This is a genomic window from Streptomyces sp. NBC_01433, from assembly GCF_026340105.1.
In the GTDB taxonomy this organism is placed as follows: Bacteria; Actinomycetota; Actinomycetes; order Streptomycetales; family Streptomycetaceae; genus Streptomyces.
The window spans coordinates 979,978-1,005,770 of record NZ_JAPEPM010000001.1; the positions used below are offsets into that span (position 1 = coordinate 979,978).

At 70.6% G+C, this 25,793-nt stretch carries 22 protein-coding genes; 13 read left to right on the forward strand and 9 right to left on the reverse strand.

Annotated features, from left to right (window positions below):
- Positions 1-132 precede the first annotated feature (132 nt).
- The 5 genes from OG413_RS04250 to OG413_RS04270 all read left to right on the forward strand — a co-directional run bounded on the left by OG413_RS04250 (position 133) and on the right by OG413_RS04270 (position 5,030).
- Positions 133-369 carry a hypothetical protein gene (locus OG413_RS04250; protein ID WP_266803070.1) on the forward strand — a complete coding sequence of 79 codons (237 nt, stop codon included), beginning with the start codon at positions 133-135 and terminating at the stop codon, positions 367-369.
- A 162-nt stretch (positions 370-531) separates the two neighbouring features.
- Entirely contained in the window at positions 532-1,290 is a 759-nt protein-coding gene (locus OG413_RS04255) for a hypothetical protein (RefSeq protein ID WP_266809876.1), read from the forward strand.
- Between the two features lie 79 nt (positions 1,291-1,369).
- A complete protein-coding gene (locus OG413_RS04260; protein ID WP_266803071.1) occupies positions 1,370-3,370 on the forward strand; it encodes a fumarate reductase/succinate dehydrogenase flavoprotein subunit in 2,001 nt (666 codons plus the stop codon).
- Positions 3,367-4,143: a succinate dehydrogenase/fumarate reductase iron-sulfur subunit gene (locus tag OG413_RS04265; RefSeq protein WP_266803072.1), complete on the forward strand. Its 777-nt coding sequence runs from the start codon at positions 3,367-3,369 to the stop codon at positions 4,141-4,143. Before OG413_RS04260 ends, OG413_RS04265 begins: the two co-directional genes overlap by 4 nt.
- A gap of 92 nt (positions 4,144-4,235) precedes the next feature.
- Positions 4,236-5,030 carry an SDR family NAD(P)-dependent oxidoreductase gene (locus tag OG413_RS04270; protein ID WP_266803073.1) on the forward strand — a complete coding sequence of 265 codons (795 nt, stop codon included), beginning with the start codon at positions 4,236-4,238 and terminating at the stop codon, positions 5,028-5,030.
- 122 nt (positions 5,031-5,152) lie between these two features.
- Here OG413_RS04270 and OG413_RS04275 read toward each other — a convergent pair whose 3' ends face one another.
- Together OG413_RS04275 and OG413_RS04280 are read right to left on the reverse strand one after the other, a co-directional pair.
- A complete protein-coding gene (locus tag OG413_RS04275) occupies positions 5,153-5,704 on the reverse strand; it encodes an isochorismatase family protein (RefSeq protein ID WP_266803074.1) in 552 nt (183 codons plus the stop codon).
- A 109-nt stretch (positions 5,705-5,813) separates the two neighbouring features.
- Positions 5,814-6,305, reverse strand: coding sequence for a MarR family winged helix-turn-helix transcriptional regulator (locus tag OG413_RS04280; RefSeq protein WP_266803075.1), 492 nt, complete (start codon positions 6,303-6,305; stop codon positions 5,814-5,816).
- Positions 6,306-6,538: 233 nt separating this feature from the next.
- On the opposite strand from OG413_RS04280, the gene OG413_RS04285 reads away from it, so the two are divergent.
- The gene (locus tag OG413_RS04285) at positions 6,539-7,633 is read left to right on the forward strand and encodes a LacI family DNA-binding transcriptional regulator (protein ID WP_266803076.1); all 1,095 of its coding nucleotides are present in this window, start codon (positions 6,539-6,541) and stop codon (positions 7,631-7,633) included.
- A gap of 110 nt (positions 7,634-7,743) precedes the next feature.
- Here OG413_RS04285 and OG413_RS04290 read toward each other — a convergent pair whose 3' ends face one another.
- Positions 7,744-8,751: an acetylxylan esterase gene (locus tag OG413_RS04290; protein ID WP_266803077.1), complete on the reverse strand. Its 1,008-nt coding sequence runs from the start codon at positions 8,749-8,751 to the stop codon at positions 7,744-7,746.
- Between the two features lie 236 nt (positions 8,752-8,987).
- Between OG413_RS04290 and OG413_RS04295 the strand changes: the two genes are divergently transcribed.
- The 7 genes from OG413_RS04295 (at position 8,988) to OG413_RS04325 (ending at position 18,505) form a co-directional block, all read left to right on the forward strand.
- Positions 8,988-10,232, forward strand: a complete 1,245-nt coding sequence (locus OG413_RS04295) for a sugar ABC transporter substrate-binding protein (RefSeq protein ID WP_266803078.1) — start codon at positions 8,988-8,990, stop codon at positions 10,230-10,232.
- A 5-nt stretch (positions 10,233-10,237) separates the two neighbouring features.
- A complete protein-coding gene (locus OG413_RS04300; RefSeq protein ID WP_266803079.1) occupies positions 10,238-11,230 on the forward strand; it encodes a carbohydrate ABC transporter permease in 993 nt (330 codons plus the stop codon).
- On the forward strand, positions 11,227-12,147 hold the full coding sequence (locus OG413_RS04305; protein ID WP_266803080.1) for a carbohydrate ABC transporter permease: 921 nt from the start codon (positions 11,227-11,229) through the stop codon (positions 12,145-12,147). The genes OG413_RS04300 and OG413_RS04305 overlap by 4 nt, the downstream gene beginning before the upstream one ends.
- Positions 12,148-12,254: 107 nt before the next feature.
- Positions 12,255-13,457 carry a glycoside hydrolase family 1 protein gene (locus tag OG413_RS04310; RefSeq protein ID WP_266803081.1) on the forward strand — a complete coding sequence of 401 codons (1,203 nt, stop codon included), beginning with the start codon at positions 12,255-12,257 and terminating at the stop codon, positions 13,455-13,457.
- 412 nt (positions 13,458-13,869) lie between these two features.
- The gene (locus OG413_RS04315) at positions 13,870-15,390 is read left to right on the forward strand and encodes a glucoamylase family protein (RefSeq protein ID WP_266803082.1); all 1,521 of its coding nucleotides are present in this window, start codon (positions 13,870-13,872) and stop codon (positions 15,388-15,390) included.
- Between the two features lie 181 nt (positions 15,391-15,571).
- Complete coding sequence (locus OG413_RS04320) at positions 15,572-17,686, forward strand: TPM domain-containing protein (protein ID WP_266809878.1); 2,115 nt, start codon at positions 15,572-15,574, stop codon at positions 17,684-17,686.
- A 105-nt stretch (positions 17,687-17,791) separates the two neighbouring features.
- A complete protein-coding gene (locus OG413_RS04325) occupies positions 17,792-18,505 on the forward strand; it encodes a PspA/IM30 family protein (protein WP_266803083.1) in 714 nt (237 codons plus the stop codon).
- A 55-nt stretch (positions 18,506-18,560) separates the two neighbouring features.
- Here the strand turns inward: OG413_RS04325 and OG413_RS04330 are convergent, their stop codons facing one another.
- The 6 genes from OG413_RS04330 to OG413_RS04355 all read right to left on the reverse strand — a co-directional run bounded on the left by OG413_RS04330 (position 18,561) and on the right by OG413_RS04355 (position 25,632).
- Positions 18,561-21,116: a SpoIIE family protein phosphatase gene (locus tag OG413_RS04330; protein WP_266809880.1), complete on the reverse strand. Its 2,556-nt coding sequence runs from the start codon at positions 21,114-21,116 to the stop codon at positions 18,561-18,563.
- 192 nt (positions 21,117-21,308) lie between these two features.
- Entirely contained in the window at positions 21,309-21,809 is a 501-nt protein-coding gene (locus OG413_RS04335; RefSeq protein ID WP_266803084.1) for an ATP-binding protein, read from the reverse strand.
- Positions 21,810-22,014: 205 nt separating this feature from the next.
- Complete coding sequence (locus tag OG413_RS04340; protein WP_266803085.1) at positions 22,015-22,413, reverse strand: (deoxy)nucleoside triphosphate pyrophosphohydrolase; 399 nt, start codon at positions 22,411-22,413, stop codon at positions 22,015-22,017.
- Between the two features lie 95 nt (positions 22,414-22,508).
- On the reverse strand, positions 22,509-22,709 hold the full coding sequence (locus OG413_RS04345) for an SPOR domain-containing protein (protein ID WP_266803086.1): 201 nt from the start codon (positions 22,707-22,709) through the stop codon (positions 22,509-22,511).
- Between the two features lie 184 nt (positions 22,710-22,893).
- The gene (locus OG413_RS04350; RefSeq protein ID WP_266803087.1) at positions 22,894-24,630 is read right to left on the reverse strand and encodes a cytosine permease; all 1,737 of its coding nucleotides are present in this window, start codon (positions 24,628-24,630) and stop codon (positions 22,894-22,896) included.
- Between the two features lie 249 nt (positions 24,631-24,879).
- Complete coding sequence (locus OG413_RS04355) at positions 24,880-25,632, reverse strand: GntR family transcriptional regulator (RefSeq protein WP_266803088.1); 753 nt, start codon at positions 25,630-25,632, stop codon at positions 24,880-24,882.
- Between the last annotated feature and the right edge of the window lie 161 nt (positions 25,633-25,793).

Consider the following 25,793-nt stretch of genomic DNA (forward strand, 5'->3'; position numbering starts at 1 on the left):
CAACCTCACCCGAGCGGAGGAACGTTTCGGCAAGACAGCACGCCCCACTCCCTTCACAAAGGGGATGTGACGCGCGACACTCGCATGCGCATGAGCATTGCCACCCGCCCCCCGCGGAAGTGAGGGCAAGTCATGTCCCTGCACGAGGAATTGACGGCAGTTCAGCGCTGCCTCGACGATCTGGCCCGCACCGTCGGACGACTGGAACGGAGCCTCGCGCAGCTGCGCGAGGCCGATGCCACGGACCGCTCACCGGCGCCGGACCAGCGCGCCGGCATGGTCACCATCACCGAAGCGCCGTACGACGCCACGCTGTGGACGGACTCGGACGACGAGGGTCTGGGCGTCCGCGGCCGGCACGCCCCCTAGGAGAGTTCCTTGGCCACCGGCACGGATTCAGGAACGGAACCAGGCACAGGACCGGGTGCGGAGCGAGGCCCGGAACCAGGCGCGGGACCGGCGGTCAGAACCGCCCGGACCGACCCGGCCGGACGCCTCGCGGGAGGCGTCCGGCACGCCTCCCGCGCCGCCATCCCCGCCCGCCACCTGCGGACCGACCGCTGGTGGTCGGCGCCCGCCGTGACCGCCGCGGGCCTCCTGGCCTTCATCGTCTACTCGACCTGGCGGGCCTTCGCCAACGCCGACTACTACGCCGCCCCCTATGTATCGCCGTTCTACTCGCCGTGCCTGGCGGAGAACTGCGCCCCCATGCGGTCGGGACCGAACTGGGAGATCTTCGGCAGCTGGTGGGGCCTCTCCCCCGCCCTGCTGATCCTGATCTTCCCGCTGGGCTTCCGGCTGACCTGCTACTACTACCGCAAGGCCTACTACCGGGGCTTCTGGGCGTCGCCCCCGGCCTGCGCGGTCGCCGAGCCGCACACCGCGTACAGCGGCGAGACCCGCTTCCCGCTCGTCATGCAGAACATGCACCGGTACTTCTTCTACGCCGCGGTTCCGGTCGCCGGAATCCTCACGTACGACACCGTGCTGTCCTTCCGCGACGAGCACTACGCCTGGGGCCACATGGGGCTCGGCTCGCTGATCTTCCTGGTCAACATCGCGCTGATCTGGGCGTACACCGTCTCGTGCCACTCATGCCGGCACGTCATCGGCGGCCGTCTGCGGCACTTCTCCCGGCACCCCGTGCGCTACCGGCTGTGGGGGTGGGCCGGGAAGCTGAACGCCCGGCACATGCAGCTCGCCTGGGCCTCCCTGATCAGCGTGGCGGTGGCCGACTTCTACGTCTATCTGGTCGCGTCCGGGGCCTTCGACGACCCGAGGTTCTTCTAGCGACCGCGCGCTTCTTCCCGTGACCGCGCGCTTCCTCCCCTGACCGTGAGGTGTTTCCCGTGACCGTGAGGTTCTTCCTGTGACTCAGCTCGAACGGCAGCAGTGGGACGTCGTCGTGGTCGGTGCCGGAGGCGCCGGGCTGCGCGCCGCGATCGAGGCCCGGGAACGCGGCGCCCGTACGGCGGTCATCTGCAAGTCGCTCTTCGGCAAGGCCCACACCGTCATGGCGGAGGGCGGAATCGCCGCCTCCATGGGCAATGTGAACGCCGGGGACAACTGGCAGGTGCACTTCCGCGACACCATGCGCGGCGGCAAGTTCCTCAATCAGTGGCGGATGGCCGAGCTGCACGCCAAAGAGGCGCCCGACCGGGTCTGGGAGCTGGAGACCTGGGGCGCGCTCTTCGACCGTACGCCGGACGGGAAGATCTCCCAGCGCAACTTCGGCGGCCACGAGTACCCCCGGCTCGCGCACGTCGGGGACCGTACCGGCCTCGAACTGATCCGCACGCTCCAGCAGAGGATCGTGGCGCTCCAGCAGGAGGACTTCCGGGAGACGGGCGACTACGAAGCCCGGCTGAAGGTGTTCCAGGAGTGCACGGTCACCCGGATCCTCAAGGACGGCGAGCGGGTCTCCGGCACCTTCTGCTACACACGGGAGTCCGGCCGCTTCTTCGTCCTCGAAGCCCCCGCCGTGGTCCTCGCGACCGGCGGTATCGGCAAGTCCTTCAAGGTGACGTCGAACTCCTGGGAGTACACGGGCGACGGCCACGCGCTGGCCCTGCTGGCGGGCGCTCCCCTGCTGAACATGGAGTTCGTGCAGTTCCATCCGACCGGCATGGTCTGGCCGCCCTCGGTGAAGGGCATCCTGGTCACCGAGTCGGTGCGGGGCGACGGCGGGGTGCTGCGCAACTCCGAGGGCAAGCGGTTCATGTTCGACTACGTCCCCGATGTGTTCAAGGAGAAGTACGCGCAGTCGGAGGCCGAGGGCGACCGCTGGTACGAGGACCCGGACCACAACCGGCGCCCGCCCGAGCTGCTGCCGCGCGACGAGGTCGCCCGCGCCATCAACTCCGAGGTCAAGGCGGGTCGCGGCTCACCGCACGGCGGGGTGTTCCTGGATGTGTCGACCCGGATGCCCGCGGAGACGATCCGGCGGAGGCTGCCGTCGATGTACCACCAGTTCAAGGAACTGGCCGATGTCGACATCACGGCCGAGGCGATGGAGGTGGGCCCGACCTGTCACTACGTGATGGGCGGCATCGCCGTGGAATCCGACACCGCCGCCGCCCTCGCCGTGCCCGGTCTGTACGCGGCGGGCGAGGTGGCGGGCGGCATGCACGGCTCCAACCGGCTCGGCGGCAACTCCCTCTCCGACCTGCTGGTCTTCGGCCGACGGGCGGGCCTGCACGCCGCGGAGTACGCGGCGGGGCTCGCCGGCCTCCCCGCGGTGGAGGAGGAGCAGATCGACGCGGCGGCGGCGGAGGCGCTGCGCCCGTTCAGCGCGGAGGACCCCGGAGCGGCCGGTGAGCCCATGGAGAATCCGTACACCCTGCACCAGGAACTCCAGCAGACGATGAACGACCTGGTCGGCATCATCCGCCGCGAGCCCGAGATGGCCGAGGCCCTGGAGAAGCTGGCCGCGCTGCGCGTACGGGCGCGACGCGCCGGGGTCGAGGGCCACCGGCAGTTCAACCCGGGCTGGCACCTCGCCCTGGACCTGCGCAACATGCTGCTGGTCAGCGAGTGCGTCGCACGGGCCGCGCTGGAGCGCACCGAGAGCCGCGGCGGTCACACCCGCGAGGACCACCCGGTGATGGAGAGCGCCTGGCGCCCGGTCAATCTGCTGTGCCGGATCGCCGACGAGACCGCCGCATCGCCTGCCGCCCACGCCGTGTCCCCGGTCGGCCGCACCGTATCCCCGGCCAGCCACGTCGTGTCCCCGGTCGGCCACGCCGCATCGCCGGCCGGCCGCATCGAGCTCGTACGGAGAACGACCGAACCCATCCGTCCGGACCTGCTCTCCCTGTTCGAGAAGGAGGAGCTGGTCAAGTACCTCGCCGAAGAGGAGCTGTACGAATGAGCGGCTACGAGGCCCGGTTCAGGGTGTGGCGCGGCGACACCGAGGGCGGTGATCTGGCGGACTTCACGGTCGAGGTGAACGAGGGCGAGGTCGTCCTCGACATCATCCACCGGATCCAGGCCACCCAGGCGGGCGATCTCGCGGTGCGCTGGAACTGCAAGGCGGGCAAATGCGGTTCGTGCAGCGCGGAGATCAATGGACGGCCGCGGCTGCTGTGCATGACCCGGATGTCGGTGTTCAGCCGGCAGGAGACGATCACGGTCACCCCGCTGCGGGCCTTCCCCGTCGTCCGTGACCTGGTGACGGACGTGACCTTCAACTACACGAAGGCGCGCGAGGTGCCCGCCTTCGTGCCGCCCGAGGGTGTGAAGGCGGGCGACTACCGGATGCGGCAGGTCGATGTGGACCGGTCGCAGGAGTTCCGCAAGTGCATCGAGTGCTTCCTGTGTCAGGACACCTGCCATGTGGTGCGCGACCACGAGGAGAACAAGGCGGCCTTCGCCGGGCCGCGCTTCCTGATGCGGGTCGCCGAGCTGGACATGCACCCCCTGGACGCCGCCGCCGAGGCGGGCCTGGACCGGAAGGCCATGGCCCAGGAGGAGCACGGCCTCGGCTACTGCAACATCACCAAGTGCTGTACGGAGGTGTGCCCCGAGCACATCAGGATCACCGACAACGCGCTGATCCCGCTGAAGGAACGAGTGGTGGACCGCAAGTACGACCCGCTGGTGTGGCTGGGCAACAAGATCGGCCGCCGCCGGGAGGGTGGCTGATTCCCGGCTGTCAGTGGCCGGTCCCTGACCGGCCGGTCCTCAGGGCTGTCCCGTAATCCAGGGATTGCGGGACAGCACTTAGCCTCGACCGCATGGATCTTGAACTGGCGGGACGACGCGCGTTCGTGTCGGCGAGCAGTGCGGGTATCGGAGCGGCGGTGGCCGGACGGCTGGCCGCGGAGGGGTGCGCGGTGCTGGTGCACGGCCGCGACGCGGAACGCGCGAACCGGGTCGCGGAAGAGCTGCGGGCCGCGGGCGGGACGGCACAGGTGGTGCTCGGCGATCTCGCGGACGGGACGGCGGCCGACGAGGTGGCCGACCGGGCGCTCGCGTGGGGGACGGAGGTCCTGGTCAACAACGCCGGTCCGTACGCCGAGCACGACTGGGACACCGTGACCCCGGCCGCGTGGATGGAGGCGATGAACGGGAACGTGGTCTCCGCCGCGCGCCTCGTCCAGGCCCTCGTGCCGTCGATGCGCGAGCGCGGCTGGGGCCGGATCATCCATGTGGGCAGCCGCGCGGCGACGACTCCGCTGCCCCACATGGTCGAGTACTCGGCGGCGAAGGCGGCCGTGGTCAACATGACCACGAGCCTGGCGCAGCATCTGGCCGGGACCGGGGTGACGGCGAACACGGTAAGCCCCGGAGTGATCGCCACGGCGGGCCTGCGGCAGATGTTCGAGGACCGGGCCGCCGCGGCGGGCAGCACCGAGTCCTGGCCGGAGCTGGAGCCCCGGGTGGCGGCCGAGTACGCCCCGAACCCCAGCGGCCGCCTGGGCACCGGCGCCGATATCGCGGCCGCGGTGGCGTTCCTGGCCAGCCCGCTGGCGGGCTACATCAACGGGATCGACCTCCGGGTCGACGGGGGCATCGCACGGGTGCCGTAGCGGTGATGCGTGGGAGGCGAGGGATGTGTGGGGGGCGTGGAAGGCGAGGCGCCACCGGGTGGTCGGGTCCCGGGGCCCCTGCCCCTGCCCCTGCCCCTGCCCCCGCCCCCGCGGCGCGTCTCTCAGGTCAGCAGCGCGATGACGGCCTCGGTGGTGTCGGTCTCGCCGAGCCTCGGGAAGATGTTCCCGACGCTGTTGCGGTGGGCGTCGGCGTTGAGGTCCGTCACCGCGTCGGTGACGACCGTGACGTGGTAGCCGTGCTCGTGGGCGGCGCGGGCGGTGGACTCGACACCGATGCTGGTCGCGATGCCCGCCACCACGACCTGGGTGATGCCCCGGCGGCGCAGGTGAAGGTCGAGGTCGGTGCCGTGGAAGGCGCCCCACTGCTGCTTGGTGACGACGGTGTCGCCCTCCTCGGGACCCAGTTCCGGGACGATCTCGGCCCAGTCGGCGGCGGGCCGCCCGGACGGCGCGGCCGTGTCGGTGCGGCCGGGGGCACCGCCGGTGACGCGGACGAGGAAGACCGGAAGGCCCTTGGCGCGGAAGGCGTCGGCGAGGGCCGCCGCGTTCGCGACGATGCCGGTGGCGGGGTGGGCGGTGGGCAGGGCGACGATGCCCTTCTGGAGGTCGACGACGACGAGTGCGGTCTTCGGGTCCAGGGTGGTGGCGGTCACGGTGAAGCTCCTTGTCGGCGGTTCGGTGGAGCACCCGCGTCGGCGGCGGTCGCGCACACGCGGGGCGGGAGAACGTGGGGCGGGAAGGTGCGGGCGGCGGGCCCGCCGGTCACTTCTCGACCAGGCGGCCGATGAACACCACGGCCTCGGCGACGGCGCGGCGCTCGGCGCCGTCCAGTTCCGCGGCGATGGCCTCGGCGAGCCAGTCGTGCTTGGCGGCCCGGACCCCGGCGAGCGTGGCGCGGCCCAGGTCCGTGAGGGACATGACCGACTTCCGGCCGTCCGACGGATCGGGCGCCCGCCCGACCAGTCCCCGGCTCTCCAGCGCCCCCAGCGTCAGCCGCATGGACTGCGGCCGGACGAGTTCGACGCGGGCCAGCGCCGCCGTGGTGGCCGGGCCTTCGCTCTCCAGCCTGGCCAGCACCGAACGCTGGGAGGGCGAGAGCAGGCTGTCGGACGAGGTGGTGCGCAGACGCCGCAGCAGCCGGCCGACGACAGCGGCGAGGTCGGTGGCCACCTGCTGGGGCGTCGGGTCGCCTGGGTCCGGGGAGCCGGGGGGCCCGGACGGTGGGGGCTGCGGGGTCCCAGGAGGTTCGGACATACTGCCACCATAAAAGATGCACAGGACACCTTGCAAGGTTACCTGTCAATATCCGCCGGTGGCGTGATCCGGTGCACGCCATACCGGCTGGTCTTGCCCGCGCGACAGCGCACGATCTAGGGTGAATGCGCTTTCAAAACGTCAGAGCGAACTGCACCATACGGACAAGTCAGCACGAATCAGCACGCGAATCAGCACACGCAACAGCACACGCATCAGGCGCGTCGCTACGAATGAAGAAGCGGACGGTCGGTCGAGTGAGCGCCCCCACGGTGTACGACGTCGCCGAGCGATCGGGCGTCTCCATCGCCACGGTTTCGCGGGTCTACCGCAACCCGGATTCCGTACGCCTCCAGACCCGTGAGCGGGTCCTGGAGGCGGCCCGCGAGCTCGGTTACGTTCCGAGCGGCAGCGCCCGGGGCCTGGCCAGCCGCACCACCGGCGTGCTGGGTCTGTGCTTTCCCGACTACGCCGACCCGGACGCCGAGACCGCCGCGGCGATGAGCGACGCCGACGACGACCAGGCCGTCATGCTCTACTCCGACCAGATCATCCGCGGCATGGAGCGGGCGTCCCGGCGGCACGGTTACGCGCTGCTGATCGCCGCTTCGCTGGACGGCGGGCCCGAGAGCCTGGTCGCGAAGGTCGCGGGGCGGGTCGACGGCTTCGCCGTACTGGCGCAGACGGTGCCGACCGAGGACCTGGAAGTGATATCGCGCCGGCTGCCCGTGGTGATGCTGGCCGGGCCGCGCGAGATCGACCACCTGGATCACATCGTGGTCGCCAACGCCGACGGGGAACGCGAGCTGGCCCGCCACCTGATCGAGGACCACGGGCTGCGCAGGCTCGCGTTCATCGGCGGCGAGGTGAAGTCGCCGGACGCCGACGCGCGGTTCCACGGCTTCCGGGAGGCCTGCCGGGAGGCCGGACTGACGGTGCCGGAGCAGCCGGAGCTGCGGGCCGCGATGATGACGCAGGCGGAGGGCGCCCGGACCGCGCAAGCCCTGCTGGACCGGGCGGACGCGGCGGGCCTGCCCCGCCCGGAGGCGATGCTGTTCGCCAACGACCAGATGGCCGTGGGCGCGCTCCAGGCGCTGGAACGGCGCGGGGTACGGGTGCCGCGCGACATCGCCGTGACCGGCTTCGACGGGATTCCGCTCAGCCGGATCGTCCGCCCGCCCCTGACGACCGTGCGGCAGCCCATACGGCAGCTGGGCGAACAGGCGGTGGAGCTGCTCGTACAGCGCCTCGCCGACCGGGACCGCCCTCCGGTGTCCCTGGAACTCCCGGTCTCCATGGTCCGCCGGGCCAGCTGCGGCTGCGGCTGAGAGCGGCCGGGGGCGCGGGTCCGGATCACACCGCCCGCCCCGCCGCGCCGCGCCTCTCCCCCGCTGCGTTCCGGAAGCGCCCGCACCCCCGGAACACCTCCCCAGGGCGCCTACCGCCCCAGATGCTCCCCGAAGAACCGCGTCCGGTTCGCGCGCAGCTCCTCCTTCTCCTCCGCCAGACCGTCGTACGCGAAATGCCCCGCGCTCAGCACCTGGAGCTCCCGCACGCCGCCCAGCGCGTTGTACACGGCGAACTGGCCCGGCGGCGGCACCGAAGGGTCGAAGCGCGCGGCCGCCACGAGCGTCGGCAGCTCCACCCGCGCCGCCGCCGTCGCCGCGTCGAAGTACCGCAGTACGCCGGTGACTTCGGGGTGCTCGCGGCGGTAGGCCCGTACCGATTCCCCGCTGCCCGCACACGGCAGCGTGAGCCGCAGCGGGTGGTTGCCGAACGTCGGCACGGTGAGCTGCGCCGCACCGAAGCGGTCGTCCCACGGCAGCGCGAGGGCCCCCAGCCCGCCCCCGAAGCTCTCCCCCAGAAGGCCGAGGCGCGGCGCGCCCTCCTCCGCGAGCTCCGGCACCAGCTCCCGCAGGGCCGAGGCCGCGCACCAGAGGTCGGCCACGCAGTCGCCGATGACGTACGTGTCGCGGGACACGATGCCGTGCAGGACGTGCGCGGCGGCCTCGTCCGGGATTCCCGCCCACAGTCCGCGGCTGCCCATCCCCCGTACGCACGGCAGGATCGCGGCGGACCCCGGCAGGGGCGGCGGCACATCGGGGCCGGGCTCCTGGCGTCCGCCGTATCCGTGTCCGATCACGAAGCCGTGCCCGGCGGGCCCCTCGGCGGGCAGGGCGAGCCAGCCGCCCAGCCGCACTCCCCCCACGGAGGTGTAGGTCACACCGTGGATCCGTACACCGTCACGTTCCTCCTCGACCGGGCCGAGCTCCGGCTCCGTGGCGACCTCGCGGGCCGCCGCGTGGCGGGCCCTCCAGAAGTCCTCGAAGTCGTCGGGGGCGGGCGGCGCGGGGACGCCCAGCAGGTCGTCGAGCGTGTGCCCGTAGGCCGGGTCGAACGGGAAGTCGTGTGCGTACGAGGGGACGCCATGTGCGTACGAAGCCATGATCACGACAATAGTCCGGCCGCTCCGGCGCCTTCCATAAGGGAGCGGAATCGGTCACATCTACTGTTTTTTCGCAAACCGCGCGTTTACCGTTCAACTACGGGACGCCCAGATGTCGAGCACGTTGCGCGAGTGTGACCTAGCACCCTCTTGCGGATTCCCGATCGTCTGCCGCAGAGTGATGTATGCGCTTACAGGCAGCGCATACATCCGGATTGCTCAAGGAGGAGCCCTCCATGTCCCGCACCGCCAGAAACGCCTCCATCGGCATCGCAGTCGCGCTCGCCTTCGGCATCACCGCTTGCGGCAGCTCCGGTGGCGACGACGTCGCCGCGGACAAGAAGCAGACGCTCACCGTCTGGGCCATGGGGGCCGAGGGCGAGAAGCTCGCGGATGTGGCCAAGGTCTACGAGAAGGCCAACCCGAACATCACCGTCAAGGTGACCCCGGTGGGCTGGGACGTCGCCCACCAGAAGCTGGTCTCCGCCGCCGCCGCCGGCACCATGCCGGACGTGGCGCAGATGGGCGGCAGCTACATGGGCGAGTTCTCCGAGCTCGGTGTGCTGGAGCCGGTCGACACCAAGACCTTCGACAAGAAGGACTTCTTCGAGTCGGGCTGGAACCAGGGCGAGGTGGACGGCACCGCCTACGGCGTGCCGTGGTACGTCGACACCCGCGTCCTCTACTACCGCACCGACCTCGCCGAGAAGGCGGGCATCGACAAGGCTCCGACCAACTGGAAGGAGATGCAGGACCTCGCGACCGCGTACCAGAAGAAGGCCGGTACCAAGTGGGGCCTGTCCATCCAGCCCAGCGGCCTGGACACGGTGCAGAACTTCTACTCCTTCCTGTACTCGGCGGGCGGCGAGATCGTCAATGACAAGGGCGAAGCCGTCATCGACAGCCCCGAGGCGGTCAAGGCGCTGAAGGAGTACGGCTCGTACTTCGACAAGGGCCTCTCCAACAAGTCCGTCCAGCCCGGCTACGACGTCGTGAAGGACTTCGGCAACGGCCGCGTCCCGATGTTCTTCGGCGGCCCCTGGCACGTGACGCTCCTGAACGAGGGCCAGCCCCAGATCAAGGGCAAGTGGGCCGTGGCCAACGTCCCGACGGACAAGTCCTCCGTCTCCATGGCCGGCGGCTCCTCCCTGGTGATCTCCAAGGACAGCGAGCACAAGGCCGCCGCCACGGAGTTCATCAAGTACCTGACCGACACCAAGGGCCAGGCCGACTGGTACGAGCGCACCAAGGACCTCCCGGCCAACACCTCGGCCTGGACCTCCGGCACGCTCGCCGACGACACCAACCTCCAGATCTTCAAGAAGCAGATGGACACCGCCAAGTCCTCGCCGTCCATGGCCAAGTGGACGGAGATCACCGACAAGGTCGACCAGGCCATCGCGAAGGTGACCCAGGGCAAGGCTTCCGCCGAGGACGCGCTGAAGACCGCGCAGTCCGAGATCGAAGGCCTCGTGAAGTAGGAGCCATGAGCACCACGACCGGAAAGGCCGCGCAGCCGGCCAAGGTGTCGGCCGGGCCGGGGACCGCACAGTCCCCGGCCGCCGGGCCGAAGGATCGCCGGGGTCGCAAGAAGGCGACGATGGGTGTGCAGAACGCGGCCGGCTGGCTGTTCTCCACCCCCTTCATCGTCCTCTTCACCGTCTTCATGGCGTTCCCGATCCTCGCCACGCTGGTGATGAGCTTCACGGACTTCGGGCTGCGCAATGTCACGCGCCCGTGGGAAGCGAACTTCATCGGCTTCGAGAACTACGTCAAGCTGTTCGGCGACGAGAAGTTCCTCAAGTCGCTGTTCAACACGGCGTACTTCGTCGTCATCGGAGTCCCGCTGACGATCGGTTTCGGGCTCGTCGTCGCGGTACTGCTGAACAACGGCATCGACCGGGCGCGGACCTTCTTCCGCGTCGGTTTCTACGCCCCTGTGGTCACCACCATCGTCGCGGTCGCCGTGGTCTGGCGGTTCGTGCTCGACCCGAGCGACGGGCTGATCTCCGGCCTCTTCGCCGAGTTCGGCCTCACCTCGCCTGACTTCCTCGGTTCCGAGACGCTCGCGATGCCCTCGATGATCGCGATGGCGGTCTGGCGCAACGTCGGCACGGTCATGGTGCTCTTCATCGCGGGTCTGCAGGCCATTCCCACCGAGGTCCGGGAAGCCGCCAAGCTCGACGGCGCCGGGCTCTGGGCGGAGTTCAGGGGCATCACGGTGCCCCTGCTGCGGCCCACGCTCCTGTACGCCACGGTGATCACCACCATCGGCTACCTCAATGTGTTCGAGGAGCCGTTCGTGATGACCCAGGGCGGCCCCTCCGACTCCACCCTCACCGTCTCGCTGAACATGTACCGCGAAGGCTTCAACTTCTTCCACATGGGCTATGCGAGCGCCATGGCGTATGTCCTCTTCGTAGTGATCATGGGCATCACGGTGCTCCAGCTCCGACTGCTGAAGGACAACACCAAATGAGCGCCAGCAATGCACCCGGTGCCGTGCGGACGGCGCCGTCGAAGAAGCCCGAGCAGTCCTCGAAGCCCGAGCAGTCGTCCGTACCGAAGAAGAAGCGGAATCTGAGGCGTCCGCTCGTCTACGTCCTGCTCTCGTTCGGCCTGCTGATCATGTCGGCGCCCTTCCTCTGGATGGGTCTCTCCGCCTTCAAGACGACCAGCGAACTGTCGGCCAGCCCGCCGGTGTGGATTCCCACCGAGTGGACTCTGGAGAACTTCCGGCAGCTGCTCGACAAGCTGGATCTGCCGCTGTACTTCATGAACTCCGTGATCGTCGCGGTGCTGGTCACCGTCTCGAACCTGGTGTTCTGCTCGATGCTCGGGTACGCGCTGGCCAAGCTGAACTTCGTCGGCAAGAACAAGATCTTCGGTCTCGTTCTCGGCGCTCTGATGGTCCCCGGCAACCTGATGCTGCTGCCGCTCTTCGTGCTGATGAGCAAGCTCCAGCTGATCGACTCGTACGCGGGTCTGGTGCTGCCGTTCGCCGCCGGAGCCTTCGGGGTCTTCCTGATGCGGCAGTTCATGCAGTCGATCCCGGACGAGCTGCTGGAAGCGGCGCGGATGGACGGCGCCAGTGAGTGGTACATCTTCTGGCGGATCGTGATGCCGCTGGTGAAGCCCGCTCTCGCGACGCTCTCGATCTTCACCTTCCTCGGCTCCTGGAACAACTTCGTCTGGCCGCTGATCGCGACCAACGATCCCGACAAGTACACGCTCCCGGTCGCTCTCGCGACGTTCGCCACGGACCCCAACAAGGCCGGTGGCTCCAACGGCATGCTGATGGCCGGAGCGTTCCTGGTCGTGCTGCCGGTGCTGATCCTCTTCATCGCACTGCAGCGGCACTTCACCCAGGGCATCGCCACGGCGGGCATGAAGTAGCCCGCCCGACCCGACCGCCCGCTCCGGAACACCCCGGACATGTACGAGGCCGTGCCCACACCCCGGCGGCGGCCACACCCCTTCACGCAGCAGAAAGACATTTCGCGATGACTTACACCACGGTCCCGTTCCCCGAAGGCTTCCTGTGGGGTGCCTCCACGGCCGCCCACCAGATCGAGGGCAACAACACCAACAGCGACTGGTGGGTCAAGGAACACTCCACCGGCACGCACATCCAGGAGCCCAGCCTGGACGCCTGTGACAGCTACCACCGCTGGAACGAGGACATGGACGTCCTGGCCGGTCTCGGCTTCACGGACTACCGGTTCTCCATCGAGTGGGCGCGGATCGAGCCCGCCGAGGGCCAGTTCTCCCGGGCCGAGCTCGCCCACTACCGGCGCATGGTCGACGGTGCCATCGAGCGCGGCCTGCGCCCGATGATCACCCTCCACCACTTCACCGTGCCGCAGTGGTTCGAGGCGCGCGGCGGCTGGACCGCCGACGGCGCCGTCGAGCTCTTCGCCCGCTACGTCGCGGCCTGCGCACCGGTGATCTCCGAGGGCGTCAGCCACGTCTGCACGATCAACGAGCCGAACATGATCGCCGTGATGGCCGGCCAGGCCAAGCGGGGTGACATCGGCTTCCCGCCCGCAGGTCTGCCGACCCCGGACGACGAGACGACCCAGGCCGTCATCGCCGCCCACCACGCGGCCGTCAGGGAGGTCCGGGCACTCGACGCCGGCATCCAGGTCGGCTGGACCATCGCCAACCAGGTCTACCAGGCGCTCCCGGGTGCCGAGGACGTCACCGCGGCCTACCGCCACCCGCGCGAGGACATCTTCATCGAGGCGTCCCGCGGCGACGACTGGATCGGTGTCCAGTCCTACACCCGCACCAGGATCGGCGCCGAGGGCCCGATCCCGACCGCGGACGACGTCGAGCGCACGCTGACGCAGTGGGAGTACTACCCCTCCGCCGTCGGCCACGCCCTGCGCCACACCGCCGAGATCCTCGGCAACGACGTTCCGCTGATCGTCACGGAGAACGGCATCGCCACCGATGTCGACACGCGCCGCGTCGACTATTACACCGGTGCGCTGAGCGAGGTCGTCTCCGCGCTGGAGGACGGCCTCAACATCCAGGGCTACCTGGCATGGAGCGCCCTGGACAACTACGAGTGGGGCTCCTACAAGCCCACCTTCGGTCTGATCGGCTGGAACCCGGAGACGTTCGAGCGGCTGCCGAAGCCGTCCGCCGTCTGGCTGGGCGAGATGGGCCGCAGCCGCACGCTGCCGCGCATCACCGGCTGACCGGACCACCCACAGACCGGGAGCCACCTGACGGCTCCCTTCGGTACGGGAGCCGGCGCACCTGACGGCCGCCGGCTTCCGTACCTCCCCGGCTTCCGGCGTCGTCAGCGCTTTCGGTGTCGTCAGCGCTTCGGCATCGTCAGCGCTTTCGGTGTCATCAGCGCTTTCGGCCGATGCCACCGCCTGCCGTCCGGTGCGGCCGGAGCCCCACAGCTCCGGCCGCCCGCGCACATCCGGGGCTCCGCCGCCCGCCGGGCCGCACCCCGCCGTGTCACACCCCCGAACCACCCCCGCACGACCCCCGCGTCACGCCCCGCCCTGTCACACACGCGGCCGCCGCCGTTGCGCGGCCGCCGCCGAGCACGCCACGAAATTCCCCCTTCCCCCTTCTGCCACAGGGAGCTGGACCTTCATGGACCGTCGCACGTTTCTCGCCGCCACAGGGACCGGGGCCGCGGCCCTCTCCCTCGGGGCCGTAGCCGCACCCGCCACCGCCGCACCGTCGCCCGCCCGCACCGCCGGGTCCGCGGCCGGAGCGGGCCGCGGCGCTCATTCCGCGCACTCCGTCGACAGCAAGCAGCTGCTGCGCTGGTTCCGCGACACCTACCGTTCGATGGAGGCGATGACGACCGACTTCGGTCTCGCCACCGACAAGATCGACGTCAGCGGTTCCGGCGCTCCCGTGCAGTCCCGCCAGACCTCGCCCACCAACATCGGCTGCGGTCTGTGGTCGACCGTCGCCGCCGCCGGGCTCGGGGTGATCGGCGAGGGCGCGATGCTCCGCAAGCTGGAGCGCACCGTCTCGGCCGTCGAGAAGCTGGAGCGCCACCACGGCTTCTGGCTCAACTGGTACGACGCGCACGACGGTTCGGTACTGACCCAGTGGCCCGGCACCGGCGACCCCGTCCGCCCGTTCCTCTCCTCGGTCGACAACGCCTGGCTGGTCACCGGGCTGCGGATCGCCGCCGACGCCGCGCCGTCGCTGCGCCCGCGCATCGCCCGCGTCCTCGCGGACGCCGACTGGTCGTACTACTACACGCCCTTCGACCCGGCCGACCCGGTCGCGGGCCCCGGCCAGCTGCGCGGCGGGTTCTGGACCGACACCGAGGAGCCCACCGGCCACCACTACGGGGCGCTCAACACCGAGCCCCGGATGGCCAGTTACCTGGGCATCGCGGACGGCTCGCTGCCCGGTGACCACTACTGGCACCTTCTGCGCACGATGCTTCCCGAGCACGGGCAGGAGCAGTATCCGCAGGGCGGTTACGTCGCCATGGACGGCGTACGCGTATGGCAGGGGCACTACACCCACCGCGGCCGGAAGATCGTCCCCACCTGGGGCGGTTCGATGTTCGAGGCGCTGATGGTGCCGCTGTTCGTGCCGGAGCCGGAGTGGTCGCCGCGGTCCTGGGGCCGTAACCACCAGCGCTACGTCCGGAGCCAGATCGAGCACGGCATGCGGGAGGCGGAGTACGGGTACTGGGGCTTCTCCCCCTCGAACATCCCCGAGGGCGGCTACCAGGAGTACGGCGTCGACGCGCTCGGCATGCAGGTGGACGGCTACGCCTCCAACACCGACCGGACGTACACCACCGACGGCGAGCCGCTGCCGCCCGCGTCCGCGTTCACCAATGGAGTGGTCACCCCGCACGCCTCGTTCCTCGCCCTGCCGTACGCCCCCCAGGAGGCGGTCGCCAACCTGCGTGCGCTGGACCGGGACTTCGGCGCGTACCACGACGGTTACGGCTTCCGGGACTCCGTGAACGTCGGCACCGGCCGGGTCAGCGACTTCATGCTCGCCCTCGACCAGGGCATGATCGCGGCGGCGCTGGCCCAGGCGATCCGCCCCGGTCTGCTGCAGGCACCGTTCCGGACCGGCGGTTTCCGCTCCCGGGTGCGCCCGCTGCTCGCCGAGGAGCGTTTCTCCATCTGAGGGCGCGGGTAGCGCGAGGGCCGCGTCCGTACGGGCCCTCGCGCTACCCGGTCGGCCCGGACCTCGATACCCGGCCGGCCGGTCGGACTGTCGGTCGGCTCCGGGAGTGACAGGGGCCTCCGGGAGCGACGGGGCCTCCGGGTAGCGGGTCACCGAGGGTGGACATAGCCTCACAAATGTGATGCCGCCTGTGATCCGTATCCGGAGTCCGATACCCGGCAGGGCCCTGCTCACCGCCTTGCTGGCGGTGTGCTGGCTCGCTCTGCCCGCCGCCGTGACCGCACGGGCCGACGGCCCTGCCACGCTGTCCCGCGACGGGCAGATCACCGACAAGGTGGGGGCGCTCGGTGACCGTGAGGCGCAGGTCGCGGCGGCCCTCGACCAGCTCTACGCGGACCGCCGCGTCCAGCTCTTCGTGGTGTACGTACGCGACTTCTCCGGCCGGTCCGCGCAGACCTGGGCCGATGAGACCGCGAACCGCAACGGTCTGGGCCAGGACGACGTGCTGCTCTCCGTCGCCACCCACGACCGGCAGTACGCCTACTCCGTCGACGCGGGCTCCCGGCTCACCGACTCCCAGCTCCATGACGTGGCGGCGACCGCGATCGAACCCGCCCTCCGGGAGAACGACTGGGCCGGTGCCGCGATCGGGGCGGCCAACGGCTACTCCGCCGTGCTGGCCGGGCAGCCGGTACCGGCCCCCACCCTCACACCGGGCCCCGCCGACCCCGGAACGGGCGCCTCCAACTCCACGAGCGCCGGGGATCTGGTCCTGCCGGTGGCCCTCGTCGTCGGCGCGGGCGCGGTCGCCGTCTACGCGTACACCCGGCGCAAACGGCGCATGACGGGCCGTACGACCCCCGCCGCGAGCGGGTGGGGCGGCGGGGGCAGTGCGCCGGAGCCGCTGACGCCCCTGCCCGAACTCGACGCACAGGCGAAGGGAGTGCTGGTGGACACCGATGACGCGGTGCGCACCAGCGAGGAGGAACTCGGCTTCGCCACGGCCCAGTTCGGCGAGGAGGCCGCCGCGCCCTTCACCGAGGCCGTCACCCGGGCGAAGACCGAGCTGACCGCCGCCTTCCGGCTGCGCCAGCAGCTGGACGACGCCTTCCCCGAGGACGACGCGACGCGCCGCCGGATGCTCGACGAGATCATCAGCCGCTGCACGGACGCCAATGAACGGCTCGACACGGTGTCCGAGGACTTCGACCGGCTGCGCGCCCTGGAACGTACCGCTCCGCAGGCCCTGGCCACCGTCGAGACCACGTTCCGCGAGCTCACCGGGCGGATCACGGCCGCCGAGGCGACCCTGACCGGAATGCGCGGCCGGTACGCGGATTCGGCCGTGGCTCCCGTGGCGGACGGCGTCGAACAGGCCAAGGACCGGCTCGTCTTCGCGACGGCGAGCCTCAACCAGGCCCGCCAGGCGGTGGACGACGGGGACAACTCCAAGGCCGCGGTGTACGTCCGGGCCGCCGAGGGCGCGGTCGGGCAGGCGGCCACCCTGGCCGACGCCGTGGACCGGCGGGCCGCGGAACTCGGCGAGGCGGCGGACAAGCTCCCGGCGGCGCTCACCGAGACCGATACGGACCTGGCCGACGCGGCCGGTCTGCTGGAAGGCACCGCGGAGGGGGTCTCGACCGCGGATCTGCGCGGCCGGATCGCCCGCGCCGAGTCGGTGCTCACCGATGTGCGCGGTGAGGTGGCGGCCGGTCGTCACGACCCCATCGACGCGCTGCGCAGGGTGGAGGAGGCGGACACCGCGCTGGACGAGGCGCTGGCCGGGGCCCGCGAGCGGGAGCAGGGCCACCGTCGGGCGCGGTCGCTCCTCGATCAGGCGATGCTCACCGCCCGTTCCTCGATCGCGGCGGCGGCCGACTACATCACCACGAACCGGGGCGCGGTCGGCAGCCAGGCCCGCACCCGTCTCGCGGAGGCGCAGCGGCGCTGGGAGCGGGCCGGGGAACTGGCGGGGACGGACGACGCGCAGGGCGCGCTGGCCGAGGCGCAGCAGGCGGACGCGCTGGCCGGACAGGCGCGGAGCCTGGCCGAACAGGACGTACGCGGCTTCGGTAACCAGCAGGGTCCGGGCGGCGGTATGCGCGGAGGGGGTGGCGGCATGGGCGGGGCGGTGCTCGGCGGCATCATCCTCGGCGGACTGCTCGGCGGGGGCGGCCGGGGCGGAGGCATGGGAGGTGGCATGGGCGGGGGCTTCGGGGGCGGTTCCCTCGGTGGGCCGGGCAGTTTCGGCGGCGGGGGCACCCGTGGCCGACGGGGCGGCGGAGGCCGCTTCTGACGCCTTCCGCTCCCCACCCCCTGCCGCTCCCCGCCGCCTCCCCCTCCGCCCCTCTCGTTCTCGTACCTCTTACTGTCCTCTGTTCGTCGTCGAAGGAGCAGCGCCATGACCAAGCAGACCATTCTCGGCCGCGTCACTCAGCTGGCGAAGGCCAACATCAACGCCCTGATCGACCAGGCGGAGGACCCGCAGAAGATGCTGGATCAGCTGATCCGGGACTACACGAACAACATCGCGGAGGCCGAGCAGGCGGTGGCCGCCACCATCGGCAACCTCCGGCTGATGGAGGAGGACCACCGGGAGGACGTCGACGCGGCGGCCGAGTGGGGCGGGAAGGCGCTCGCGGCCAGCCGGAAGGCCGACGAGCTGCGCGCGGCGGGCTCGGCGGCCGAGGCGGACACGTTCGACAACCTGGCCAAGGTCGCCCTGGGCCGCCAGCTCCGGTCGGAGCAGGAGGCGAGGACGGCGGAGCCGACCATCGCCTCGCAGACGGAGGTGGTGGACAAGCTCAAGTCGGGCCTGGAGCAGATGAAGGGCAAGCTGACGGAGCTGACGTCCAAGCGCGACGAGCTGGTCGCGCGCGCCAAGTCCGCGCAGGCGCAGAACCAGATGATGGACGCCGTCAAGAACATCGACGTGCTCGACCCGACGAGCGAGCTGGGCCGCTTCGAGGAAAAGGTCCGGCGCGAGGAGGCGAGGGCGCTGGGCAAGCAGGAACTCGCCGCGTCGTCGCTGGACGCCCAGTTCGAGCAGCTGGACAGCCTGGGCGAGAGCGCGGAGGTGGCGGCGCGGCTCGCGGCCCTGAAGGCGGGCTCGTAACGCGAGGGCACGAACCGAGGCGTCCGACCGACGGGCCGCCCTCCCCTCCCCCGGCTCAGTACATGCTCAGCAGCTGCTCCACCGAGAGCTCACCGGCCGGGTCGCCGTCGGGCAGGGCCAGTTCGAACCAGACGGTCTTGCCGCGCGGTGTCCGCCTGGATCCCCAGCCCGCGCTCAGCAGTCCGACCAGTTGCAGCCCGCGCCCGCCCTCGTCGGTGTCGCGGGCCCGGCGCCGCCGGGGCTGGACGAGCCCCGCGTCCCAGACCTCGCACACGAGCGTACGGTCGCGCAGCAGCCGGAGCCGGATCTCGCCCTCGCCGTACCGCAGGGCGTTGGTGACCAGTTCGCTGACGAGGAGTTCGGTGGTGTCCACCAGGTCGTCGAGGTCCCAGGCGAGCAGCTGGGAGCGGGCCAGTTCACGGGCGCGGCCCACGGAACGGGGCTCGGGCGGCAGCCGCCAGTCGCCGACCGCGTCCACCGCCAGCCCCTGGACACGGGCCATCAGCAGGGCGATGTCGTCCTCCCCGTGCCGGGTGTCCAGGGTGCTCAGGACGTGGTCGCAGACGTTCTCCAGGGGCTGCTCGGGTGCGGTCAGTGCCGCGCGGAACGACTGGAGTCCCTCGTCGAGCGGGTGGTCGCGGGACTCGACGAGGCCGTCCGTGTAGAGGGCGAGGAGGGCGCCTTCCTTCAGCTCCACCTCGACCTCCTCGAAGGGCTCGCCGCCGACACCGAGCGGCATCCCCGGTGGTACGTCGAGGAGTTGGGCCGGCTGTCCCGGCTCGGCCACGAGCGGGGGGAGGTGACCGGCGTTGGCGAAGGTGCAGCGCCGGGTGACCGGGTCGTAGACGGCGTAGATACAGGTGGCCAGATAGACCTCGGGCAGGTCCGCCTCGCGGGACTTGTGCGCGACGCGGGAGGGCCACTGGGCTCCGCCGCCCCCGCCAAAGCCCCCGCCGCCGGGGGTGCCGAGTCCCCGGGCGACCTCGTCGAGCGCGGAGAGCACCTCGGCGGGTTCCAGGTCGAGGAGGGCCAGGGTCCGTACCGCGGTGCGCAGTTCGCCCATGGCGACGGCGGCCCGCAGCCCGCGGCCCATGACGTCACCGACGACCAGGGCCGTGCGGTGTCCGGGCAGTTCGATCACGTCGAACCAGTCGCCGCCGACCTCGGTGGCGGTGTTGCCGGGCAGATAGCGGCAGGCGATGTCCAGGCCCGCGGCCTCGGGGTCGCCGGGCGGGAGGAGGCTGCGCTGGAGTATCAGCGCGCGCTCGTGTTCGCGGCGGTAGAGGCGGGCGTTGTCGATGCAGACGGCGGCGCGGGCGGCGAGTTCGGTGGCCAGCGCCCGGTCCCGCTCCCCGAACGGTTCGCTGCCCTTCGTACGGGAGAACTGGACGAGACCCACGACGGTGTCGTGGGCGACCATCGGCACGGCGAGCGTGGACTGCACGAAGCCGAGGCCGTCGCCGGGAACGTCCTCGACGTGGCCGGTGCGCAGGGCGACGGCGCACGGGGAACCATAGGGGAAGCGGTGCACCGAGCCGAGTGCGGGAGACTTGTCGGCCGTCCCGGGGGCGGCGGTGCCGGACGCGGCGGCCGGCATCGCGTCGGCGACGGCGCTGGCGTGGGCCACCCTGCGCAGTTCCGCGGAGCCGCCGCCGGACTCGCCGTGCGGTGCGCCTCCACTGCCGGGCGGGGCCTCGTCACCGGTGAGCAGCCCTTGGTACAGGTCGACGGAGGCGAGGTCGCAGAAGCCGGGGACGGCGACGTCGAGCAGCTCGCGAGCGGTGGTCTCCAGGTCGAGGGAGGTGCCGATACGGGCGCCCGCCTCGTTCAGGAGGGCGAGATTGCGGCGGGCGCTGGCCGCCTCGCGGGCGGCGATCTGGCGGCGGGTGACATCGGTGGCCAGCCCGGCGATACCGACGGGCCGGCCCGACCCGCTGTGCACCCGGTACAGGTTCATGGACCAGTGGCGGCGGCCGGTGTCGCCCGGTGCGGTGCCGTTCAGCTGGAGGTCGGTCACGGATTCGCCGGTCTCCAGGACCCGCTTCAGGGTGGCGGAGAGCCGCTCGGCCTCGGGCCGGGCGAGATAGTCGTCGACCGTACGGCCCCGATGGTCGTCGGCGGCTCCGCCGAAGACCGTCGCGAAGCGCTGGTTGGCCCGCACGACGGTGAAGTCCGTGCCGAACAGCACGAAGCCGAAAGGAGATTGACCGAAAATCGCCTGCGAGGCGGCGAGGTCCGTCTCGATGCGGCGCAGCGCCCGGACGTCCACGACGATACAGAGCGCGGCCCGTTCACCCGCTGCCGTCAGACTCGGCATGACATAGATCTCCGCCAGCCCGTGCGCACCGCCCTCACCCGGCATCCGGAACGGGACGAGTCCCGTCCACTCCTTGCCGTCGAGGATCTCGCCGACCCTCCGATGCCCCTCCGGGCGCAGCTCGGCGGGCATGAACGCGTCGACCGGGTCCCGGCCTACCGCCTCGTGCGAGGCCATGCCGAACAGACCGGCGGCCCGCCGGCTCCACTGCTCGATCAACCCGTCGGGCCCGATCGAGAAAGAGGCGACCCTGATGTAGTCGTAGATCGAGCCAGGCGGGCTGCTCTGCCACACGATGTCGCCCGCTGTCCCAGGTATTTCGCTCACGCGACCGTCCCCTCCAGCTCACACACCGGACCGGTCCTGCACGCAGTATTCAGTACTACGGCCCCGACCGACACGGCGTTCACGATCACAGCAAGGTCTCGGTCCCTTTCAGCCAGGGTTCTGCCCGACCTCCGGTGATCGTTGCGCGTCTCCCCACTCCTAACCAGGCAGAGCCAGCTCGAACCACACCGTCTTGCCACTCTTTCCGCGCCGGGTCCCCCAGCGACGTGCGGAACAAGCCACGAGCTGCAGTCCCCTGCCCCCTTCGTCGTCGGGTCCCGCACTGCGTTCGGTGGGTGGATCCGGAAGCGGATCGGAGACTTCCACCAGGAGTCCGTGGTGGTCGGACGGGGAACCGTTGACGCTCGCGGAACCGTTCCCGCCGGAGCCGCCGGAGCCACCGGTTCCGCCGGGCGCCCCGTCGTACGCCCCGTCAGGGCTCGGCCGCACCAGGCGTACGCCGATGGGACCGGAGGCGTACCGCAGGGAATTGGTCACCAGCTCACTGACGAGCAGAGCGGTCACATCACCGAACACCTCGTCGAGCCCCCAGCCTCGCAACGCGTCGCGGACCGCGTGCCGGGCGCCGCGCACGGACCCCGGCGCCGCCGGAAAGGCCCACTCGGCGCAGTCGCCTTCGGTATCGATCACGCCGATCACTTCCCAAGACCAGGAACGGGGGCGCACCCCCACGCAGAAGGGGGCTAACCGGCACATACCCGATACACGGTCCGCACTATCCCGCATCGTGAGATATGGGTCGTACGGGTGCATCACCTGGGTCGTACGGGCGCATCACCGAAGGCAGACGGCTGCCCTCGTCACGGGCGCGCGGGAATCCGGGCGCGGCGTCACGGGCGCGGCGTCACGGGCGCGCGGGAATGCGGCGTACGACTTCCGCGACGGCGGGCCGGTCCTGGTCCAGCCAGTCGACCTGGTCCACCTCGTCGGGCGCGAGCCAGCGCAGCTCGTCGTGGTCCTCAAGCGGCTGGGGCACACCGGACAGCAGGCGCACGGTCCAGACATGGAGCACGTATCCGGCCTTCAGCGGCCAGGCGCCCGGGATGCGCTCCAGCGCCTCCGTCTCCACACCGAGCTCCTCGCGGAGTTCCCGTACGAGCGCCTGCTCGCCGGTCTCGCCCGGCTCCACCTTGCCGCCCGGGAGCTCCCAGCGGCCGGCCAGCTCGGGCGGTGCGCTGCGGCGGGCGGCCAGCAGCCGTCCCTGGTCACAGACGGCTCCGGCCACCACCACAGAACTGTTCATACGGCGGAGCGTAGTCGCCCGCCGTCCACACCCCGGGCCGCCCCGGTCCGATCCAGGCCGATCCGAGCCGATCCGGTCGGTCCAGGTCGGGGCCGCTACGGCCGCGCGCGCCGGTCCATACGCTCCACCCAGTACAGCTGCTTGTGTCCTCGGGTGTCGAGGCCGTCCGCTATCTTCTGGGCCTCGTCCTGCGTGGCGTACCTGCCGACGCGGTAGCGATTGCCGTTGTCGTCCTGCCGTATCACCAGCCACGCCAGCACGGCACCGCTGTCGCTCATCGTGTCGCTCCCCCGCATTTCGCCCCTCTCCCCACCGGCGTGCACGTCTCTAAGGATCCCCAGGAAACCGCAGTACGCATATGCCCGAGCCTACGCCTGACCTTCACGCTGCGGAGGCGTGTTTACACAAAGAGATACACACCCGGTCGCGCGAAGGGGGCGCACCCTCTCGGATGCGCCCCCTTCGCGAGGTTCGGCCGTGTCAGCCGGACGTCCCGCGCACGGTCTTCCCGCGCACGGTCGGCATCGGCATCAGGACCGGACCGGCCGCCGGTTCCTTGCGGCAGACGTCACCGCACCCGTCGTCCAGCGAGCAGCACAGGGAGCAGATCGGCCCCGACCGCACCGGGCAGTCGGCGATGTCCGGCAGCTCGTAGGCGGTCTCGCAGACCGCGCAGGTGTGGGTGGCGGTGATGTCGGGGACCTCGACGCCGGGTCCGTTCACCGGGTTCGGGCGGGCGAGGTAGTACTTCCCCTTCGTCGCCCAGGCGATCAACGGGCACAGGACCAGCGACAGTCCGGCCGCGATGAACGTCGAGAACGCCTCCGCGTAGGTGCCGAACAGCCCGAAGAACGCCAGGATGGAGACGGTCGAGGCGATCACCATCGCACCGAACCCGGCCGGATTCACCGGATACAGATACGCCCGCTTGAACTCGATGTACCGGGGGCTGAGGCCGATGCTCTTGTTGATGACCAGGTCGGCGGCGACGGCCACGATCCAGGCGATGCCCACGTTGGAGTAGAAGCCCAGCAGCTTGTTCAGGGCCGCGAACATGTTCATCTCCATCAGCGTGAGCGCGATGGCGAGGTTGAGAAAGATGTACCAGACCCGGCCGGGGTGCTTGTGCGTGATCCGGGAGAAGAAGTTCGACCAGGACAGCGAGCCGCTGTAGGCGTTGGTCACATTGATCTTGATCTGGGACACGATCACGAAGAGCGCGGCGGCGGGCAGCGCGAACGAGCCCAGCCACGGCTTCAGCGCCTCGATCTGCGGGGCGATCGGCTCCAGGGCGTGCGTCTTGCCGACCGCCTCCAGCGCGACGAAGGCGAGCAGCGCGCCGCCGAGCTGCTTGGCGGCGCCGATGATCACCCAGCCGGGCCCGGCCGCGAGCACGGCGAGGTTCCACCGCCGCTTGTTGGCCTCCGTCCTGGCCGGCATGAAGCGCAGGTAGTCGGCCTGCTCGCCGATCTGGGCGATGAGCGAGAGCGCGACGCCCGTACCGAGCCCGAAGGCGACCCAGGAGAAGCCCGGACCGGCCCCTTCCGTGCCGCCGAAGGAGCCGAAGGCGCCCCAGGCGCCCGGGGCCTCGAAGGCGAGCACCACGAACGGCAGCACCATGCCGATGATCCAGACCGGCTGCGTCCACGCCTGCACCTTGGCCAGTGCGCCCATGCCCCGGAAGACGATCGGGATGACGATCAGCGTGGTGAGGAGATAGCCGAACTCCACGGGGAGCCCGATGGCCTGGTGCATGGCCTGGGCCATGATCGAGCCTTCGAGCGCGAAGAAGATGAAGGTGAACGACGCGTAGATCAGCGAGGTCAGTGTCGAACCGAAGTAGCCGAAGCCCGCACCGCGGGTGACCAGGTCCATGTCCAGGCCGTACTTCGCGCAGGCTCGGGCGATCGGTATGCCGGTGAGGAAGATGATCGCCGCGGCGGCCAGGATCGACGCGAGTCCACTGGTGAATCCGTAGGTGAAGACGATCGAGGCGCCGATCGCGAAGTCGGCGAGATACGCGATCCCGCCGAGCGCGGTGCCCGCGACCGTGGCGGGCGACCAGCGCCGGAAGGAGTGCGGGGCGTAGCGGAGCGAGTAGTCCTCACGGCTCTCGTCCGCCGCGAGCCTCGCGTAACTGCGCGCGGGTGCGCCGGGGCCGTCCTCGGGCCCCGCTTCCGGCGCGTCGGCCGTCGTGGGGGTGGCGGTGTCCGTCATCGGTGACTTCCCGTTCGTCAGTCCGGTGTGCGGGTAACGAACGGGAAGGTAGGAGCCGGACATGACAAGTCGCTGGTGTCGGCGATTGCCCGGGGGTTACGGGACCCGAGGGGGCGTTAACTCGGCATCACGGGTGGCGGACAGGCCGTCCTGATATCGGTCACCCGACAGATCGGTCACCCGGCGGGAACGCCGTTCAGGCGGCGCTTCCGCAGCGCTCCGGCGTCGCCCGGCGCGGGTGCCGACGGCTCATTTGACCGGCAGATGGTACGCAACTCGGTAGCGGTCGGCCGGAATCACGACGTCCGCCGTCTCGACGGCGCGCCCCGACGCGTAGTACGTCCGCCCGATCACCATGACCACATGGCCCGGTACGCCGCCGAGCGCCAGGAGTTCCTCCGCCAGCCCGGGGCGCGCGCCGACCTCTTCGGCCACGTTGTCCACGACGACATCGATCGCCGCCATCCGGTCGACGACCCCGCAGCCGCCCAACGGGCCCTCCTCCGGCAGCATCACCGGCGTACGCCCGGTGACGGCGAGCGGCTCCCAGGAGGTGGAGAGCATCATCGGCTCACCCGCCTCGCGGAAGACGTAGTGCGTACGCATCACCCGGTCGCCCGGCTCGATGCCGAGCCGTTCGGCGATCTCCGCGCTCGCCTCCTCCTGCTCACTGCGCGACTCCCAGGTCCCGCGCACCCCGTCCGCCGTCTGTTCCTGGCGGAACGGGCTGGCCCCGGTGCCCGGCCGGTAGCCGGAGCGGGCGATCCGGCGCGGCACCGGACGCTCGCGCACATACGTGCCGGAACCGGAGCGCCCCTCGACCAGCCCCTCGGCCATGAGCACCTTCCGCGCCTCCAGGGCGACGGTGTCCGATACCCCGTACTCCTCGCGGATACGGGCCTGCGACGGCAGGCGCGTATGGGGCGGCAGCGCGCCGTTGACGATCTTCTCTCTGAGATCGCTCGCCACGCGCAGATAGGCGGGCTGCTCACCGAAAGTCACAGGCCACTCCCAACAGGTTGACAGTCTGCAACAGACTGGCAACCGTGGGTTGTGGACCGCAAGCAATGGCCAAAGTTTCACTCGAAGTGATGATTGCGCGCCACTCGGTGCATATTTCGAACATGAGCGCCACAGGGGTCTCGGCCTTTCTCTGCCCTCGA

What these genes read in the sequence shown, in the direction of transcription:
- OG413_RS04320 (WP_266809878.1), top strand. Translation starts at nt 15,572, where the DNA reads ATGCCGCCTGTGATCCGTATCCGGAGTCCGATACCCGGCAGGGCCCTG.
- OG413_RS04315 (WP_266803082.1), top strand. Translation starts at nt 13,870, where the DNA reads ATGGACCGTCGCACGTTTCTCGCCGCCACAGGGACCGGGGCCGCGGCC.
- OG413_RS04290 (WP_266803077.1), bottom strand. Translation starts at nt 8,751, where the DNA reads ATGGCTTCGTACGCACATGGCGTCCCCTCGTACGCACACGACTTCCCG.
- OG413_RS04350 (WP_266803087.1), bottom strand. Translation starts at nt 24,630, where the DNA reads ATGACGGACACCGCCACCCCCACGACGGCCGACGCGCCGGAAGCGGGG.
- OG413_RS04270 (WP_266803073.1), top strand. Translation starts at nt 4,236, where the DNA reads ATGGATCTTGAACTGGCGGGACGACGCGCGTTCGTGTCGGCGAGCAGT.
- OG413_RS04295 (WP_266803078.1), top strand. Translation starts at nt 8,988, where the DNA reads ATGTCCCGCACCGCCAGAAACGCCTCCATCGGCATCGCAGTCGCGCTC.
- OG413_RS04265 (WP_266803072.1), top strand. Translation starts at nt 3,367, where the DNA reads ATGAGCGGCTACGAGGCCCGGTTCAGGGTGTGGCGCGGCGACACCGAG.
- OG413_RS04285 (WP_266803076.1), top strand. Translation starts at nt 6,539, where the DNA reads ATGAAGAAGCGGACGGTCGGTCGAGTGAGCGCCCCCACGGTGTACGAC.
- OG413_RS04310 (WP_266803081.1), top strand. Translation starts at nt 12,255, where the DNA reads ATGACTTACACCACGGTCCCGTTCCCCGAAGGCTTCCTGTGGGGTGCC.
- OG413_RS04250 (WP_266803070.1), top strand. Translation starts at nt 133, where the DNA reads ATGTCCCTGCACGAGGAATTGACGGCAGTTCAGCGCTGCCTCGACGAT.
- OG413_RS04345 (WP_266803086.1), bottom strand. Translation starts at nt 22,709, where the DNA reads ATGCGGGGGAGCGACACGATGAGCGACAGCGGTGCCGTGCTGGCGTGG.
- OG413_RS04280 (WP_266803075.1), bottom strand. Translation starts at nt 6,305, where the DNA reads ATGTCCGAACCTCCTGGGACCCCGCAGCCCCCACCGTCCGGGCCCCCC.
- OG413_RS04340 (WP_266803085.1), bottom strand. Translation starts at nt 22,413, where the DNA reads ATGAACAGTTCTGTGGTGGTGGCCGGAGCCGTCTGTGACCAGGGACGG.
- OG413_RS04325 (WP_266803083.1), top strand. Translation starts at nt 17,792, where the DNA reads ATGACCAAGCAGACCATTCTCGGCCGCGTCACTCAGCTGGCGAAGGCC.
- OG413_RS04305 (WP_266803080.1), top strand. Translation starts at nt 11,227, where the DNA reads ATGAGCGCCAGCAATGCACCCGGTGCCGTGCGGACGGCGCCGTCGAAG.
- OG413_RS04300 (WP_266803079.1), top strand. Translation starts at nt 10,238, where the DNA reads ATGAGCACCACGACCGGAAAGGCCGCGCAGCCGGCCAAGGTGTCGGCC.